Origin of the sequence: Klebsiella sp. CB_Kp196, assembly GCF_040061575.1 — a bacterium.
GTDB classification, from domain to species: domain Bacteria; phylum Pseudomonadota; class Gammaproteobacteria; order Enterobacterales; family Enterobacteriaceae; genus Klebsiella; species Klebsiella michiganensis.
Genome location: NZ_JBEAFH010000062.1, coordinates 44,882 through 57,461, shown reverse-complemented (window position 1 = coordinate 57,461; position 12,580 = coordinate 44,882). Strand labels below are relative to the sequence as shown.

At 58.9% G+C, this 12,580-nt stretch carries 14 protein-coding genes; 8 read left to right on the top strand and 6 right to left on the bottom strand.

All coding sequences use genetic code 11. From position 1 onward, the window contains the following. Positions 1-218 precede the first annotated feature (218 nt). From emrD to tisB, 4 genes are all read right to left on the bottom strand, one after another. Positions 219-1,403, bottom strand: a complete 1,185-nt coding sequence (gene emrD / locus ABLU87_RS22980) for a multidrug efflux MFS transporter EmrD (RefSeq protein ID WP_004855651.1) — start codon at positions 1,401-1,403, stop codon at positions 219-221. A gap of 177 nt (positions 1,404-1,580) precedes the next feature. Beyond that, positions 1,581-2,414, bottom strand: a complete 834-nt coding sequence (locus tag ABLU87_RS22975) for a DMT family transporter (RefSeq protein WP_014227319.1) — start codon at positions 2,412-2,414, stop codon at positions 1,581-1,583. Positions 2,415-2,484: 70 nt separating this feature from the next. After that, the gene (locus ABLU87_RS22970; RefSeq protein WP_004855646.1) at positions 2,485-2,931 is read right to left on the bottom strand and encodes a GNAT family N-acetyltransferase; all 447 of its coding nucleotides are present in this window, start codon (positions 2,929-2,931) and stop codon (positions 2,485-2,487) included. 71 nt (positions 2,932-3,002) lie between these two features. After that, positions 3,003-3,092, bottom strand: a complete 90-nt coding sequence (tisB, locus tag ABLU87_RS22965) for a type I toxin-antitoxin system toxin TisB (protein ID WP_004107126.1) — start codon at positions 3,090-3,092, stop codon at positions 3,003-3,005. 582 nt (positions 3,093-3,674) lie between these two features. Between tisB and ivbL the strand changes: the two genes are divergently transcribed. From ivbL to ABLU87_RS22925, 8 genes are all read left to right on the top strand, one after another. After that, a complete protein-coding gene (gene ivbL, locus ABLU87_RS22960; RefSeq protein ID WP_004107123.1) occupies positions 3,675-3,770 on the top strand; it encodes an ilvB operon leader peptide IvbL in 96 nt (31 codons plus the stop codon). A 102-nt stretch (positions 3,771-3,872) separates the two neighbouring features. Continuing rightward, on the top strand, positions 3,873-5,561 hold the full coding sequence (gene ilvB, locus ABLU87_RS22955; RefSeq protein ID WP_088168033.1) for an acetolactate synthase large subunit: 1,689 nt from the start codon (positions 3,873-3,875) through the stop codon (positions 5,559-5,561). 3 nt (positions 5,562-5,564) lie between these two features. Continuing rightward, positions 5,565-5,855: an acetolactate synthase small subunit gene (gene ilvN / locus ABLU87_RS22950; protein ID WP_004855635.1), complete on the top strand. Its 291-nt coding sequence runs from the start codon at positions 5,565-5,567 to the stop codon at positions 5,853-5,855. A 182-nt stretch (positions 5,856-6,037) separates the two neighbouring features. Beyond that, positions 6,038-6,631, top strand: coding sequence for a transcriptional regulator UhpA (gene uhpA / locus ABLU87_RS22945; protein ID WP_004107112.1), 594 nt, complete (start codon positions 6,038-6,040; stop codon positions 6,629-6,631). Between the two features lie 17 nt (positions 6,632-6,648). Further along, positions 6,649-8,130 (top strand): signal transduction histidine-protein kinase/phosphatase UhpB, encoded by a 1,482-nt coding sequence (gene uhpB, locus ABLU87_RS22940; RefSeq protein WP_162557350.1) that lies wholly within the window; start codon positions 6,649-6,651, stop codon positions 8,128-8,130. Between the two features lie 9 nt (positions 8,131-8,139). Beyond that, positions 8,140-9,459, top strand: a complete 1,320-nt coding sequence (locus ABLU87_RS22935; protein ID WP_014227316.1) for an MFS transporter — start codon at positions 8,140-8,142, stop codon at positions 9,457-9,459. A gap of 145 nt (positions 9,460-9,604) precedes the next feature. After that, positions 9,605-10,996: a hexose-6-phosphate:phosphate antiporter gene (uhpT, locus tag ABLU87_RS22930; protein ID WP_004126843.1), complete on the top strand. Its 1,392-nt coding sequence runs from the start codon at positions 9,605-9,607 to the stop codon at positions 10,994-10,996. A gap of 177 nt (positions 10,997-11,173) precedes the next feature. Continuing rightward, on the top strand, positions 11,174-11,626 hold the full coding sequence (locus ABLU87_RS22925) for a DUF1198 domain-containing protein (RefSeq protein WP_025107571.1): 453 nt from the start codon (positions 11,174-11,176) through the stop codon (positions 11,624-11,626). An 82-nt stretch (positions 11,627-11,708) separates the two neighbouring features. Here the strand turns inward: ABLU87_RS22925 and ABLU87_RS22920 are convergent, their stop codons facing one another. Both ABLU87_RS22920 and ABLU87_RS22915 read right to left on the bottom strand, forming a co-directional pair. After that, the gene (locus tag ABLU87_RS22920; protein ID WP_004126838.1) at positions 11,709-12,032 is read right to left on the bottom strand and encodes a DNA-binding transcriptional regulator; all 324 of its coding nucleotides are present in this window, start codon (positions 12,030-12,032) and stop codon (positions 11,709-11,711) included. Beyond that, on the bottom strand, positions 12,016-12,375 hold the full coding sequence (locus ABLU87_RS22915; protein ID WP_025107572.1) for a type II toxin-antitoxin system RelE/ParE family toxin: 360 nt from the start codon (positions 12,373-12,375) through the stop codon (positions 12,016-12,018). Before ABLU87_RS22915 ends, ABLU87_RS22920 begins: the two co-directional genes overlap by 17 nt. Between the last annotated feature and the right edge of the window lie 205 nt (positions 12,376-12,580).

Sequence of the window (12,580 nt, the reverse complement as noted above, 5' to 3'; positions counted from 1 at the left end):
ATCAGAGAGAACTGGCCGGTTCTTTCTGACGGAGTAATCATACAAGCCCGGACAGGCGCGTCAGGCGCCGCCTCCGGGAAATATGCCGGGGCTGATAATTCGCCACCGCTTCCCGGCTTGCGCTGCGCTTAGCCGGGCTACGGGTTCATCGGCGTCCGTCATTTTGTAGCCCGGGTAAGACGCCCCGCGTCGCGACCCGGGGAACCCGCAATGAAGCCTTAAACCGGCTGCTGGTGTTGATGAAAGCGCGACGCCAGCGGCAGCCAGCACAGCAGAATCAGCAATCCCATCAGCATCATCAGCAGGCCGAGGCTGCCCTGACCGGTTTGCGGCATCATCGCCGACAGCCACGCCAGCACGCCGGAACCGATATTCTGCAGCCCGCCCACCAGCGCCCCGGCGGTGCCGGCGAGGAACGGGAAGGGCTCCATCGCGCCGCTGGTTGCCAGCGGGAACAGCATCCCCGCGCCAAAAAAGAATAGCGCGGCGGGAACCAGCAGGGTCCAGACGGTCATCACGCCCAGCAGGCCAGGGATCCACATCAGCACCCCCGCCAGCAGGCAGCAAATCACCGACTGCCACATCAGCGTCGGGAAGCGTTTGTTCGGCCGGCCGGCAAACCAGGCGCCAAAGAACGCCGCCGGGATCGGCAGAATAAACAGAATGCTGACCGACATACTGCTCAGACCCAGTACCGCGCCCATCAGCACGCCGGAACAGGCTTCGAACACGGCAATGCCCGCCAGGCCGCCGATCAGCATCAGCAGATAGCAGTTGAATGCGCCAGTACCGAACAGCGTTTTATAGTTGGTGATGAGCCGGGTACGCGGCGCGCCGGTGGGCCGGGTTTCCGGCATCCAGCGCGCCATGCTGAAGGTGACGCCGGCGCAAAGTACCAGCAGAAATACGAAGCAGGCCCGCCAGTTCCATAAGGTATCGAGAATGCCGCCAATCAGCGGCGCCAGCAGCGGGCTAACCAGAATCCCCATATTCAGCAGGCTATTGGCGTGCCTGAGCTGCGCCCCTTCATACAGATCGCGCGGCAGGGTTCGCGCCATCACGCCGCCGACGCCGGTACCCATCCCCTGCATTGCGCTGGCGGCAATCAGCACCGGCAGGCTATGGGTGGTAATGGCAACCAGCGTCGCCAGCATAAAAATGGACATTCCCACCAGGATCACCGGGCGGCGGCCAACGCGATCGGAGAGCGGGCCGTAGAAAAGCTGCGAGACGCCGTAGGTCAGCAGATAAGCGGCCATCACGCTCTGCACCGCGCCTTCGCGAACGTTGAGCGATATCGCCATATCGGCAATCGCCGGAATATAAATGGTCTGCGCCATCTGGCCTACGGCCACCAGCAGCACCAGCATCAACAACAAATTGAAGTTCTTATGCCGTTTCATGTCGATGAATACTTTGTATAAAGTTGAAGATGAAGAATATGTGACTGGCACACCCGCTAAACGATGGAGGAATCTACCACATAAAAATGACAGAACAACCCTGTAAGGGGGGATTGTCGGGGATGTTCAGGCAGGTTTTGTAAACAACAATCGGCAACTAATGTTGCCATGTGTGGATTACGACAGCCGCAGCAGAATCGCCCCGGCGGCAATGCCGCAGGCGGCGGCGATGCGCAATGGAACTACCTTCTCTTTCAACAGGATAAACGCGATAACTGCGCCAAAAAGAATCGAGGTTTCGCGCAGGGCTGCCACCACCGCCAGCGGCGCCTGGGTCATGGCCCACAGCGCCAGGCCATAGGAGCCCATGGTACCGACGCCACCGACCATGCCTTTCTTCCAGTGCTGGCGCAGATAGCGGCTGGCCTGCGGGCGTCGGGCAATCATCGCCCAGCCCAGCAGACAGAAGCCGTTCATAAAAAAGGTCCACAGGGTATAGCCCAGCGCGGTTTCTGAAAGCCGCACACCGGTTCCGTCAACCAGCGTGTAGCCCGCAATGAAGCAGGCGTTGATCAGCGCCAGTACGATACCCTGGCTCGAACTGGCGCGCCCGTTAAAGGCCATCGCCAGAATCGCCAGGCAGATGACGCCGATGCCCAGCCACGCCAGCGGGGAGAGAGTGTCGCCAAGAAAGGCGACGCTGATTATCGCCACCAGTAGCGGGGCGGTCCCGCGCATCAGCGGATAGGTCTGGCTCATATCCGAGACCTGATAGGTTTTTGCCACCAGCACCGTATACACCACCTGTAGCGCACAGGAGACGGCAAGAAACGGCACGCTGGCGAGCGTGGGTTGGGGGGCAAAAGGGAGCAGAACAAGGGCGATGAGCGAGGCAGAGCCGCTAACGCCTACCGCTGCGTACATTTTATCGCCGCTGGCTTTAACGATAGCGTTCCAGCTGGCGTGAAGCAGGGCGGCGAACAGCAAAATACAGAATACGGTAATGGTCATTGCGGCCTGGCGCTGGGGAATAAATCGTCAACGGACTGTAACATGCGCACTCTTCAGCAGCCAGCGGCGGCTAGAGCGAACAGAACAGACGATGGGTGACTCGGGGTTCATCATATATCGGGCGAAATCCCAGATTTTCATAAAACGACCAGGCCGTTGACGGCGCATGGGTATTGAGAAAATCAAAGCTGCTGCCGGAGTGGGTGATAACCGAGACCAGCAGCTGATGCCCGATCCCCTGCCGACGATGGCGCTCGGCGATATACAAATGGCGGATGCGACCGGCCCGCGGCTGCTGGCTAAAAGGGTCGATGTTAAGCCCGCACACGCCCACCAGCTGCCCGTGCGCAAAAGCCCCCAGCAGCTTTTCTCCCGGCGCGTTAAAACGGTTTTCCCCGTTCTGCCAGTTCTCCGCCAGGCGACGCAGCATGTTCAGGTTTTGCGCCAGGCTTTCGGCGCGGAGTGCCGAAAAACCAGGTTCGTCCGGGGTGATAGCGGCGATCAACAACGGTGCCATAATTTTTCTCCGTCAGGTTAGCCTGTAGAGGGGCGGTTTCCCGCCCCTCTCAGGTGCGACTTGAACCTGAATCAGCGGAACTGCTTCAGGACTGCATCAAGTAGTTGCAACACGGCAACCATGAGTTTCAGGATCAGAACAACGATATCCACTCCGCCCATACGCGTCTCCTCTGGTTCAGGAGCACAACCGGCTGGCGTACCTTACCGCCGCCTGTTGCCAGCCAGGGTATACCCGTCATATTCAGGCGCCACCTGCCGGTGGCGGACTCAATAATTCGGGGTATTTGTTGACGTAACACAGTGTGCTCTTCTGGGGTTAAGGCGCTGACGGCACCACCCGTTTCAGCCAGGACTTTTTTGCGCCGGTAAAAGTGCGGCCCCAGATTCCCCCTGCGTACCCCCTCAGTATAGAATGAACACTGTATATATGAACAGTATTTTTTGGGCAAATTTGTATACGCGATCCATACTCTAAATCAGCAAAAACCGTCGTGAAAATTGCGCCTTCTTCCCCGATCGCGTATACTTTTTTCGTTGACGTAATACAGTGTGCTTGCGGCTACCAACCGTAAAAACACCGAACAGAAAACCTCGCCGCGGCGGGGTTTTTTGTTTTTTATCCCGCCGCAAATTAATGTGATCTTCCGCGCAGTTTCTCTTGGTTGAAAATAAATCCATTGTGAAATGACAAAAGCTGTGTTTGTATAAATTCATTCCCTTTTTTGAGACAACAGGTCCCTCATGAACGCTACCACGCTGACTTCGACCCTACTACTAACCGCGCCTGCCGCGGTGGTCGTCGTGTCTGTGGTGGTCGTCGTCGGCAACGCGCCGTAGGGTCCGGAACAACACGAATTCCAAACCCCGCCGGCGCAAACCGAGCGGGGTTTTTCGTTTCATGCCCCCCGGTAAGTCGGCCCAGAATAAAAGGACTGGAGCATGGCAAGTTCGGGCACAACATCACAAAAAATGCGCTTCACTGGCGCACAGTTAGTCGTTCATTTACTGGAGCGTCAGGGGATCACCACGGTCAGCGGCATTCCGGGCGGCTCCATCCTTCCCATTTACGATGCGTTAAGCCAAAGCACGCAGATCCGCCATATTCTGGCGCGTCACGAGCAGGGCGCGGGGTTTATTGCCCAGGGCATGGCGCGCACCGAGGGCAAACCGGCGGTGTGTATGGCCTGTAGCGGCCCGGGAGCCACTAACCTGATCACCGCTATCGCCGACGCCCGTCTGGATTCGATTCCGCTGGTGTGCATTACCGGCCAGGTTCCGGCCTCAATGATCGGCACCGACGCTTTCCAGGAAGTCGACACCTACGGTATCTCTATCCCCATCACGAAACATAACTATCTGGTACGCAACATTGCTGAGCTGCCGCAGGTGATAAGCGACGCGTTTCGCATCGCGCAGTCCGGGCGACCAGGGCCGGTGTGGATAGATATTCCTAAGGATGTTCAGGCCGCGACCATTGAGCTTGACGCCCTGCCGGAACCCGGCGCCCGTACGGCGCCTCCGACGTTCGATAGCGCCAGCGTGCGTGAAGCGGCGGCGATGATTAACGCCGCGCAGCGTCCGGTGCTCTATCTGGGTGGTGGGGTCATCAACGCCCCTGAGCAGATTCGCCAGCTGGCGGAAAAAGCCAACCTGCCAACCACCCAGACCCTGATGGCGCTGGGCATGCTGCCGAAAGCGCATCCGCTGTCGCTGGGCATGCTGGGGATGCACGGCGCGCGCAGTACCAATTTTATTTTGCAAGAGGCTGATTTATTGGTTGTTTTAGGCGCCCGTTTTGATGACCGGGCGATTGGTAAAACCGAGCAGTTCTGCCCGAACGCGAAAATTATCCACGTTGATATCGACCGCTCTGAGCTGGGCAAAATCAAACAGCCGCACGTGGCGATTCAGGGCGATGTTGGCGAAGTGCTGGCGCAGCTGATCCCGCAGGTCGAGGCGCAGCCGCGCAGCGAATGGCTGCAGCTGGTGGCCGATCTGCAGCGGGAGTTCCCCTGCACCATTCCGCAGGAGCAAGACCCGCTTACCCACTATGGCCTGATTAACGCCGTTGCCGCCTGCGTTGACGATGAGGCAATCGTGACCACCGACGTCGGCCAGCACCAGATGTGGGTCGCGCAGGCGTATCCGCTCAACCGTCCGCGCCAGTGGCTGACCTCCGGCGGCCTCGGCACCATGGGTTTTGGTCTGCCTGCCGCGGTAGGCGCGGCGCTGGCTAACCCGCAGCGCAAGGTCATCTGCTTCTCCGGCGACGGCAGCCTGATGATGAACATTCAGGAAATGGCAACCGCGGCGGAAAATCAGCTGGACGTAAAAATCATCCTGATGAATAACGAAGCGCTGGGGCTGGTTCACCAGCAGCAGAGCCTGTTCTATAAGCAGGGCGTGTTCGCCGCGACCTATCCTGGCATGGTCAACTTTATGCAGATCGCCGCCGGTTTTGGTCTGCAAACCTGTGATTTAAATAACGAAGCCGATCCGCAGGCGGCGCTGCAGGCGATTATCGACCGCCCGGGTCCGGCGCTGATCCACGTGCGTATCGATGCCGAAGAAAAAGTGTATCCGATGGTACCGCCGGGTGCGGCCAATACTGAAATGGTGGGGGAATAAGCCATGCAACAAGCGACTCATGAAAACGTTATTCTACAGCTCACCGTGCGCAACCACCCTGGCGTGATGACCCACGTTTGCGGCCTGTTTGCCCGCCGCGCATTTAACGTGGAAGGCATTCTTTGTCTGCCGATCCCGGACAGCAACCAGAGCCGCATCTGGCTACTGGTCAACGACGATCAGCGCCTCGGGCAGATGATTAGCCAGATCGAAAAGCTGGAAGACGTTGAGAAGGTGGTGCGCAATCAGTCCGATCCCTCTATGTTCAGCAAAATCGCGGTGTTCTTCGAATAATCGCTCGCGGCTTGATCCGCTGCGCGCGATAAACAAAATCACTCAAGCCGCATCAGGGCGGCAACTCTGAGAATCCCCCGGGAGCTGAGTGAAGTCAGTGACTGGGGGGAACAGAGGCAGCTTGAAGGATGACGTTTATACCGTTAAGGTAAGCGCGTTTTTTATCCTCCCCAGGAATCACCATGACCACAATCGCCCTTATTGACGATCATCTTATCGTCCGCTCCGGCTTTGCCCAGCTGCTGGGGCTGGAAGCCGATTTTCAGGTCGTCGCCGAATTCGGTTCCGGGCGCGAAGCGCTGGCGGGGCTGCCCGGCCGCGGCGTGCAGGTCTGTATCTGCGATATCTCGATGCCGGATATCTCCGGGCTTGAGCTGTTAAGCCAGCTACCGAAAGGGATGGCGATCGTGATGCTGTCGGTGCACGACAGCCCGGCGCTGGTGGAGCAGGCGCTGAACGCCGGCGCGCGCGGCTTTCTCTCCAAGCGCTGCAGCCCGGATGAGCTGATCGCCGCCGTCCGCACCGTGGCGGCCGGCGGCTGCTACCTGACGCCGGATATCGCCATGAAGCTGGCGGCCGGGCGACGGGATCCGCTCACCAAACGCGAACGCGAGGTGGCGGAAAAGCTGGCGCAGGGGATGGCGGTAAAAGAGATTGCCGCCGAGCTGGGCCTGTCGCCAAAAACCGTGCACGTTCATCGCGCTAATCTGCTGGAAAAGCTGGGCGTCAGCAACGACGTCGAGCTGGCGCGCCGCATGTTCGATAGCTGGCAATGAACGCCTTTCTCTCCCGGCTGCTCTCGGTTATCGGCTGTTGCTTTATCTTTTCCGCCGCGTGGTTTTGCCTGTGGAGCATCAGCCTGCACCTGGTGGAGCGTGCCGATCTTGCGGTGCTGCTTTTCCCCTTTGGCCTGCGTCTTGGCCTGATGCTGCAGTGTCCGCGCGGCTACTGGCCGGTTCTGCTGGGCGCTGAGTGGCTGCTGATCTTCTGGCTGACGCAGGAAGTGGCGCTGGCGCACCCGATAATATTGATGACCGGAAGTCTGTTGACCCTGCTGCCGGTGGCGCTGATCTCACGCTATCGCCAGCAGCGCGACTGGCTCACCCTGCTGCGCCAGGGAGGGGCGCTGATCGCCGCTGCGCTGCTCCAGTCGCTGCCGTGGCTGCCGGAAGGCAAGGAGGGGCTGAACGCGCTGCTGCTGACCCTGACCGGCGGCCTGACGCTGGCGCCTACCTGCCTGGTTATCTGGCACTACCTTACCAGTACCGTCTGGCGGCCGCTGGGGCCATCGCTGGTCTCGCAGCCGGTAAACTGGCGCGGGCGGCATCTTATCTGGTATCTGCTGCTGTTCAGCGTCAGCCTCTGGCTCCAGCTGGGGCTGCCCGCCGAGCTCTCGCGATTTACGCCCTTCTGCCTGGCGCTGCCGATTATCGCCCTGGCCTGGCACTACGGCTGGCAGGGCGCGCTGATCGCGACCCTGATGAACGCCATCGCGCTGATTGCCAGCCAGAGCTGGCACGATCATCCGGTGGATTTGCTGCTTTCGCTGCTGGCGCAAAGCCTGACGGGCCTGCTGCTGGGCGCTGGCATTCAGCGGCTGCGCGAGCTGAATCAGTCGCTGCAAAACGAGCTGGTGCGCAACCAGCGGCTGGCGGAACGCCTGCTGGAAACCGAAGAGAGCGTGCGCCGCGAGGTGGCCCGCGAGCTGCACGATGATATCGGCCAGACCATCACCGCCATCCGTACTCAGGCGGGGATCGTCCAGCGTCTGGCGCCCAACAGCGCCAGCGTCAGGCAGAGCGGCCAGCTGATTGAGCAGCTTTCGCTCGGCGTCTATGATTCGGTGCGCCGCCTGCTGGGCCGCCTGCGCCCGCGCCAGCTGGACGACCTGACGCTTGAACAGGCGGTGCGTTCGCTGATGCGCGAAATGGAGCTGGAGGACCGCGGTATGGTCAGCCATCTGGCGTGGCGTATTGATGAGTCGCTGCTGAGCGAAAACCAGCGCGTCACCCTGTTCCGCGTCTGCCAGGAAGGGCTGAATAATATCGTCAAACACGCCAGCGCCAGCGCCGTCACGCTGCAGGGCTGGCAGCAGGAGCAGCGGCTGATGCTGGTGCTGGAGGACGACGGCTGCGGCCTGCCGCCGGGCTCCGGTCAGCAGGGCTTCGGCCTGACCGGCATGCGCGAGCGCGTCAGCGCGCTGGGCGGCACCTTAACCATCTCCTGCACCCACGGCACCCGCGTTTGCGTCAGCCTGCCGCTGCGCTACGCCTGAGGAGCGACGATGTTTGCCTTTTTGAAATCCCCGCCCGCGGCTCCGCCGATTACCGACAAACCGGCGCTGGACGCGCGCTACCGCTACTGGCGTCGGCATATTCTGCTGACCATCTGGCTGGGCTATGCGCTGTTTTATTTTACGCGTAAAAGCTTTAACGCCGCCGTGCCGGAAATCCTCGCCAGCAACGTGCTGACGCGCAGCGATATCGGCCTGCTGGCAACGCTGTTCTACATCACCTACGGGCTGTCGAAATTTTTCTCCGGTATCGTCAGCGACCGTTCTAACGCCCGCTATTTTATGGGCATTGGTCTGGTCGCTACCGGCGTGGTGAATATTCTGTTTGGCTTTTCCACTTCGCTGTGGGCCTTCGCGCTGTTGTGGGCGCTGAACGCCTTCTTCCAGGGCTGGGGCTCGCCGGTGTGCGCCCGTCTGCTGACGACCTGGTATTCGCGCACCGAACGCGGCGGCTGGTGGGCGCTGTGGAATACGGCGCATAACGTCGGCGGGGCGCTGATCCCGATGGTGGTTGGCGCGGCGGCGCTGCACTACGGCTGGCGAACGGGGATGATGATTGCCGGCATGCTGGCGATCCTCGCCGGGCTGTTTCTCTGCTGGCGGCTGCGCGACCGGCCGCAGGCGGTAGGACTGCCCGCCGTGGGCGACTGGCGGCACGATGAACTGGAGATTGCCCAGCAGCAGGAAGGGGCTGGCCTGACCCGTAAAGAGATCCTCACCAAATACGTGCTGCTGAATCCCTATATCTGGCTGCTCTCGCTGTGCTACGTGCTGGTGTACGTGGTGCGCGCGGCGATTAACGACTGGGGCAACCTGTATATGTCGGAAACGCTCGGCGTCGATCTGGTCACGGCGAATTCGGCGGTCACCATGTTCGAGGTGGGCGGCTTTATCGGCGCGCTGGTGGCTGGCTGGGGCTCGGATAAACTGTTTAACGGCAACCGCGGGCCGATGAACCTGATTTTCGCCGCCGGTATTTTGCTGTCGGTGGGCGGCCTCTGGCTGATGCCGTTCGCCAGCTACGTGATGCAGGCGGCCTGCTTCTTCACGACCGGCTTTTTCGTTTTTGGCCCACAGATGCTGATCGGCATGGCGGCGGCGGAGTGCTCGCACAAAGAGGCGGCGGGGGCGGCAACCGGCTTTGTTGGCCTGTTTGCCTATCTTGGCGCATCGCTCTCCGGCTGGCCGCTGGCGCAGGTGATGGAAATCTGGCACTGGAGCGGTTTTTTCGTGGTTATCGCCATTGCCGCCGGCATTTCCGCCCTGCTGCTGCTGCCGTTTTTAAACGCCCAGGCGCCGCGAGAAGCGTGACCCACTTCACCTTTCTTCGCCGAATGGCGTAAAACTAAGAAATTTTCCCGGTTTCGCCTGGACGCTGTCTCAGGCGAGTCTCCCGGCTGATTTTTACAATGCCTGCCATTCGCAGGTACTAAATCAGCTCAGGAGTCACCCAATCATGCTGGCCTTCTTAAACCAGGTGCGTAAGCCAACCCTGGACCTGCCGCTCGAAGCGCGGCGCAAAATGTGGTTCAAACCGTTCATGCAGTCGTATCTGGTGGTTTTCATCGGCTATCTGACCATGTACCTGATCCGCAAAAACTTTAACATCGCGCAGAACGACATGATCTCCACCTACGGGTTGAGCATGACGCAGCTGGGGATGATCGGTCTCGGATTCTCAATCACCTACGGCGTGGGTAAAACGCTGGTTTCTTACTACGCAGACGGTAAGAACACCAAGCAGTTTCTACCGTTTATGCTGATCCTTTCGGCCATCTGTATGCTTGGCTTCAGCGCCAGCATGGGTGCAGGGTCGACCAGTCTGTTCCTGATGATCGCCTTCTACGCTCTGAGCGGCTTTTTCCAGAGCACCGGCGGCTCATGCAGCTATTCGACTATTACCAAGTGGACGCCTCGCCGTAAGCGCGGCACCTTCCTCGGCTTCTGGAATATTTCTCACAACCTCGGCGGCGCCGGCGCGGCGGGCGTAGCGCTGTTTGGCGCCAACTACCTGTTCGACGGCCACGTGATCGGGATGTTTATCTTCCCGTCGATTATCGCGCTGATCGTCGGTTTTATCGGCCTGCGCTTCGGCAGCGACTCCCCGGAATCCTACGGTCTCGGTAACGCCGAAGAGCTGTTTGGCGAAGAGATCAGCGAAGAGGATAAAGAGACGGAAGAGAACGCCATGACCAAATGGCAGATCTTCGTCGAGTACGTACTGAAGAACAAAGTCATCTGGCTGCTGTGCTTCTCCAATATCTTCCTGTACGTGGTGCGCATCGGTATCGACCAGTGGTCCACCGTTTACGCTTTCCAGGAGCTGAAGCTCTCCAAAGAGGTGGCGATTCAGGGCTTTACCCTGTTTGAAGTGGGCGCGCTGGTCGGCACGCTGCTGTGGGGCTGGCTGTCGGATCTGGCAAACGGTCGTCGCGCGCTGGTGGCCTGCGTTGCGCTGGCGTTGATTATCGCCACCCTGGGGGTTTATCAGCACGCCAGTAACCAATACGTTTATCTCGCCTCGCTGTTTGCGCTGGGCTTCCTGGTGTTTGGCCCCCAGCTGCTGATCGGCGTTGCCGCGGTAGGTTTCGTGCCGAAAAAGGCGATTGGCGCTGCCGACGGGATCAAGGGCACCTTCGCCTATCTGATCGGCGACAGCTTCGCCAAGCTGGGCCTCGGGATGATTGCCGACGGTACGCCTATTTTCGGCCTCACCGGCTGGGCGGGCACCTTTGCGGCGCTGGATGCGGCGGCGATTGGCTGCATCTGCCTGATGGCCATCGTCGCGGTGTTTGAGGAACGTAAAATCCGCCGTCAGAAAAAGACGCAAACGTTGCAGACTGCCTGAGTCATTGGGTGTGAGTCACGTTGCCCGGCCCCTGCGCCGGGCTTTTTTATGCCTCTTGCCGGGCGGTTTGATGATAGCGATACGGGGCCGCGATAAGTCACATTATGGTACTTCCGGCAGTCGACAGCGGGCAATTTCCCATTATGATAGTGGGGCTGCGATTGAATGAGAGGATGCATGATCTGGTTAGGACTGGCCACGCTGATAGTGGTATTTGTTGTGGGATTTCGGGTGCTTACCTCTGATTCACGCCGTGCGATTCGCCGTCTGAGCGAACGATTAGGCATTACGCCGGTACCGCTGGAATCGATGATCGATCAGCTGGGAAAAACCGCCGGCAACGAGTATCTGCGCTACCTGGAGCGGCCGAATGAAGCACATTTGCAAAATGCCGCGCAGGTGCTGCTGGTCTGGCAGGTCGCTATCGTCGACGGCAGCGAGCAGAACCTGCACTACTGGTATCGGTTGATGAAAAAGTCCCGCCTCGCGGCGCCGATTACCGAAGCGCAAATCCGCCTGGCACAAGGTTTTCTTCGCGAGCTGGAGCCGGAAGTGAGCGACCTGCACGCTTTGCAGGAGCGCTATAACGCGCTTTTTTTGCCGGAGGATGGCGTCCACTGGCTGCACTGATATCACTTTCCGGTGCACTGTTGGCTTCGTTAAACGTCACGCCGACGAGGCCACCGGTGCATAAGTCATCGCAACAAAGCCATCATGCCAGTACCTCTAACCCATGTTTTTGCACGATGGTGAGTAATTTCAGTGCCAGCCCACCGGGGCGTTTTGCCCCGCTTTCCCATTTTTGGACCGTGGAAACGCTGGTGTTCAGATAGCGGGCAAAAACCGGCTGACTGACGTTGAGTTGGTCACGTAGAGCCTTAATTTCACCAGGTTGGAAATCGCTTACGCGGCTGATGCATGTTTCATCAAAGCTGCGCATTGTCTCCTGCGCGATCGCATCAACACTGTATAAACCTGCTGCAGCGCTATGGATAGCTTCAAAGGCGGGGCTTTTGAATTTAGTTTTTGCAGTCATGACAAATCTCCACCAATTCTTTTCTCTTAACCAATGCCGCCATTTTCTCCTCGCTGAGAAGGGAATAATGCCTGGCTAACTCACGGAACGCCGCGAGTTCTCGGTTATCGATATTGGCGATATCCTGTTTGGCGTATAAAAATGTGTAAAACCAATGCTCAGCGCCCTTTGCCAGAATAATTGCGCGATCGCGATTTTTATTGAGGCGTTTTTTGTAAACGCCGCCACCAAGGTTATCTGCTTTTCCCTGGAGAGTGGCTTCAATCGCTTTGCAGAGTTCGCCATCATCAATCGCATGGGCCCGGGCTTCCCTGGTAAACCATTTCGTTTTAAAAACACGCATTGGCTGACATCCTGTAACCATAAATATAGCACCAAGTGCTATGTTATTTCTTCCTCTTACTGTTCTGAAATACCTAAGAACGTGATTTTCCGGTTATGCGAGCAGCTACGCAGGAGCTTTGCAAGGCCTGAAAAGTTGTCAAAACGTTAAATTCGTCACATTTAAAATGTTACACTGCGCGGCTTCCCCGTGTTCAACCATGCAG

Coding starts and splice junctions, on each gene's coding strand:
- emrD (WP_004855651.1), bottom strand. CDS start 1,403: ATGAAACGGCATAAGAACTTCAATTTGTTGTTGATGCTGGTGCTGCTG.
- ABLU87_RS22975 (WP_014227319.1), bottom strand. CDS start 2,414: ATGACCATTACCGTATTCTGTATTTTGCTGTTCGCCGCCCTGCTTCAC.
- ABLU87_RS22970 (WP_004855646.1), bottom strand. CDS start 2,931: ATGGCACCGTTGTTGATCGCCGCTATCACCCCGGACGAACCTGGTTTT.
- tisB (WP_004107126.1), bottom strand. CDS start 3,092: ATGGGCGGAGTGGATATCGTTGTTCTGATCCTGAAACTCATGGTTGCC.
- ivbL (WP_004107123.1), top strand. CDS start 3,675: ATGAACGCTACCACGCTGACTTCGACCCTACTACTAACCGCGCCTGCC.
- ilvB (WP_088168033.1), top strand. CDS start 3,873: ATGGCAAGTTCGGGCACAACATCACAAAAAATGCGCTTCACTGGCGCA.
- ilvN (WP_004855635.1), top strand. CDS start 5,565: ATGCAACAAGCGACTCATGAAAACGTTATTCTACAGCTCACCGTGCGC.
- uhpA (WP_004107112.1), top strand. CDS start 6,038: ATGACCACAATCGCCCTTATTGACGATCATCTTATCGTCCGCTCCGGC.
- ABLU87_RS22935 (WP_014227316.1), top strand. CDS start 8,140: ATGTTTGCCTTTTTGAAATCCCCGCCCGCGGCTCCGCCGATTACCGAC.
- uhpT (WP_004126843.1), top strand. CDS start 9,605: ATGCTGGCCTTCTTAAACCAGGTGCGTAAGCCAACCCTGGACCTGCCG.
- ABLU87_RS22925 (WP_025107571.1), top strand. CDS start 11,174: ATGATCTGGTTAGGACTGGCCACGCTGATAGTGGTATTTGTTGTGGGA.
- ABLU87_RS22920 (WP_004126838.1), bottom strand. CDS start 12,032: ATGACTGCAAAAACTAAATTCAAAAGCCCCGCCTTTGAAGCTATCCAT.
- ABLU87_RS22915 (WP_025107572.1), bottom strand. CDS start 12,375: ATGCGTGTTTTTAAAACGAAATGGTTTACCAGGGAAGCCCGGGCCCAT.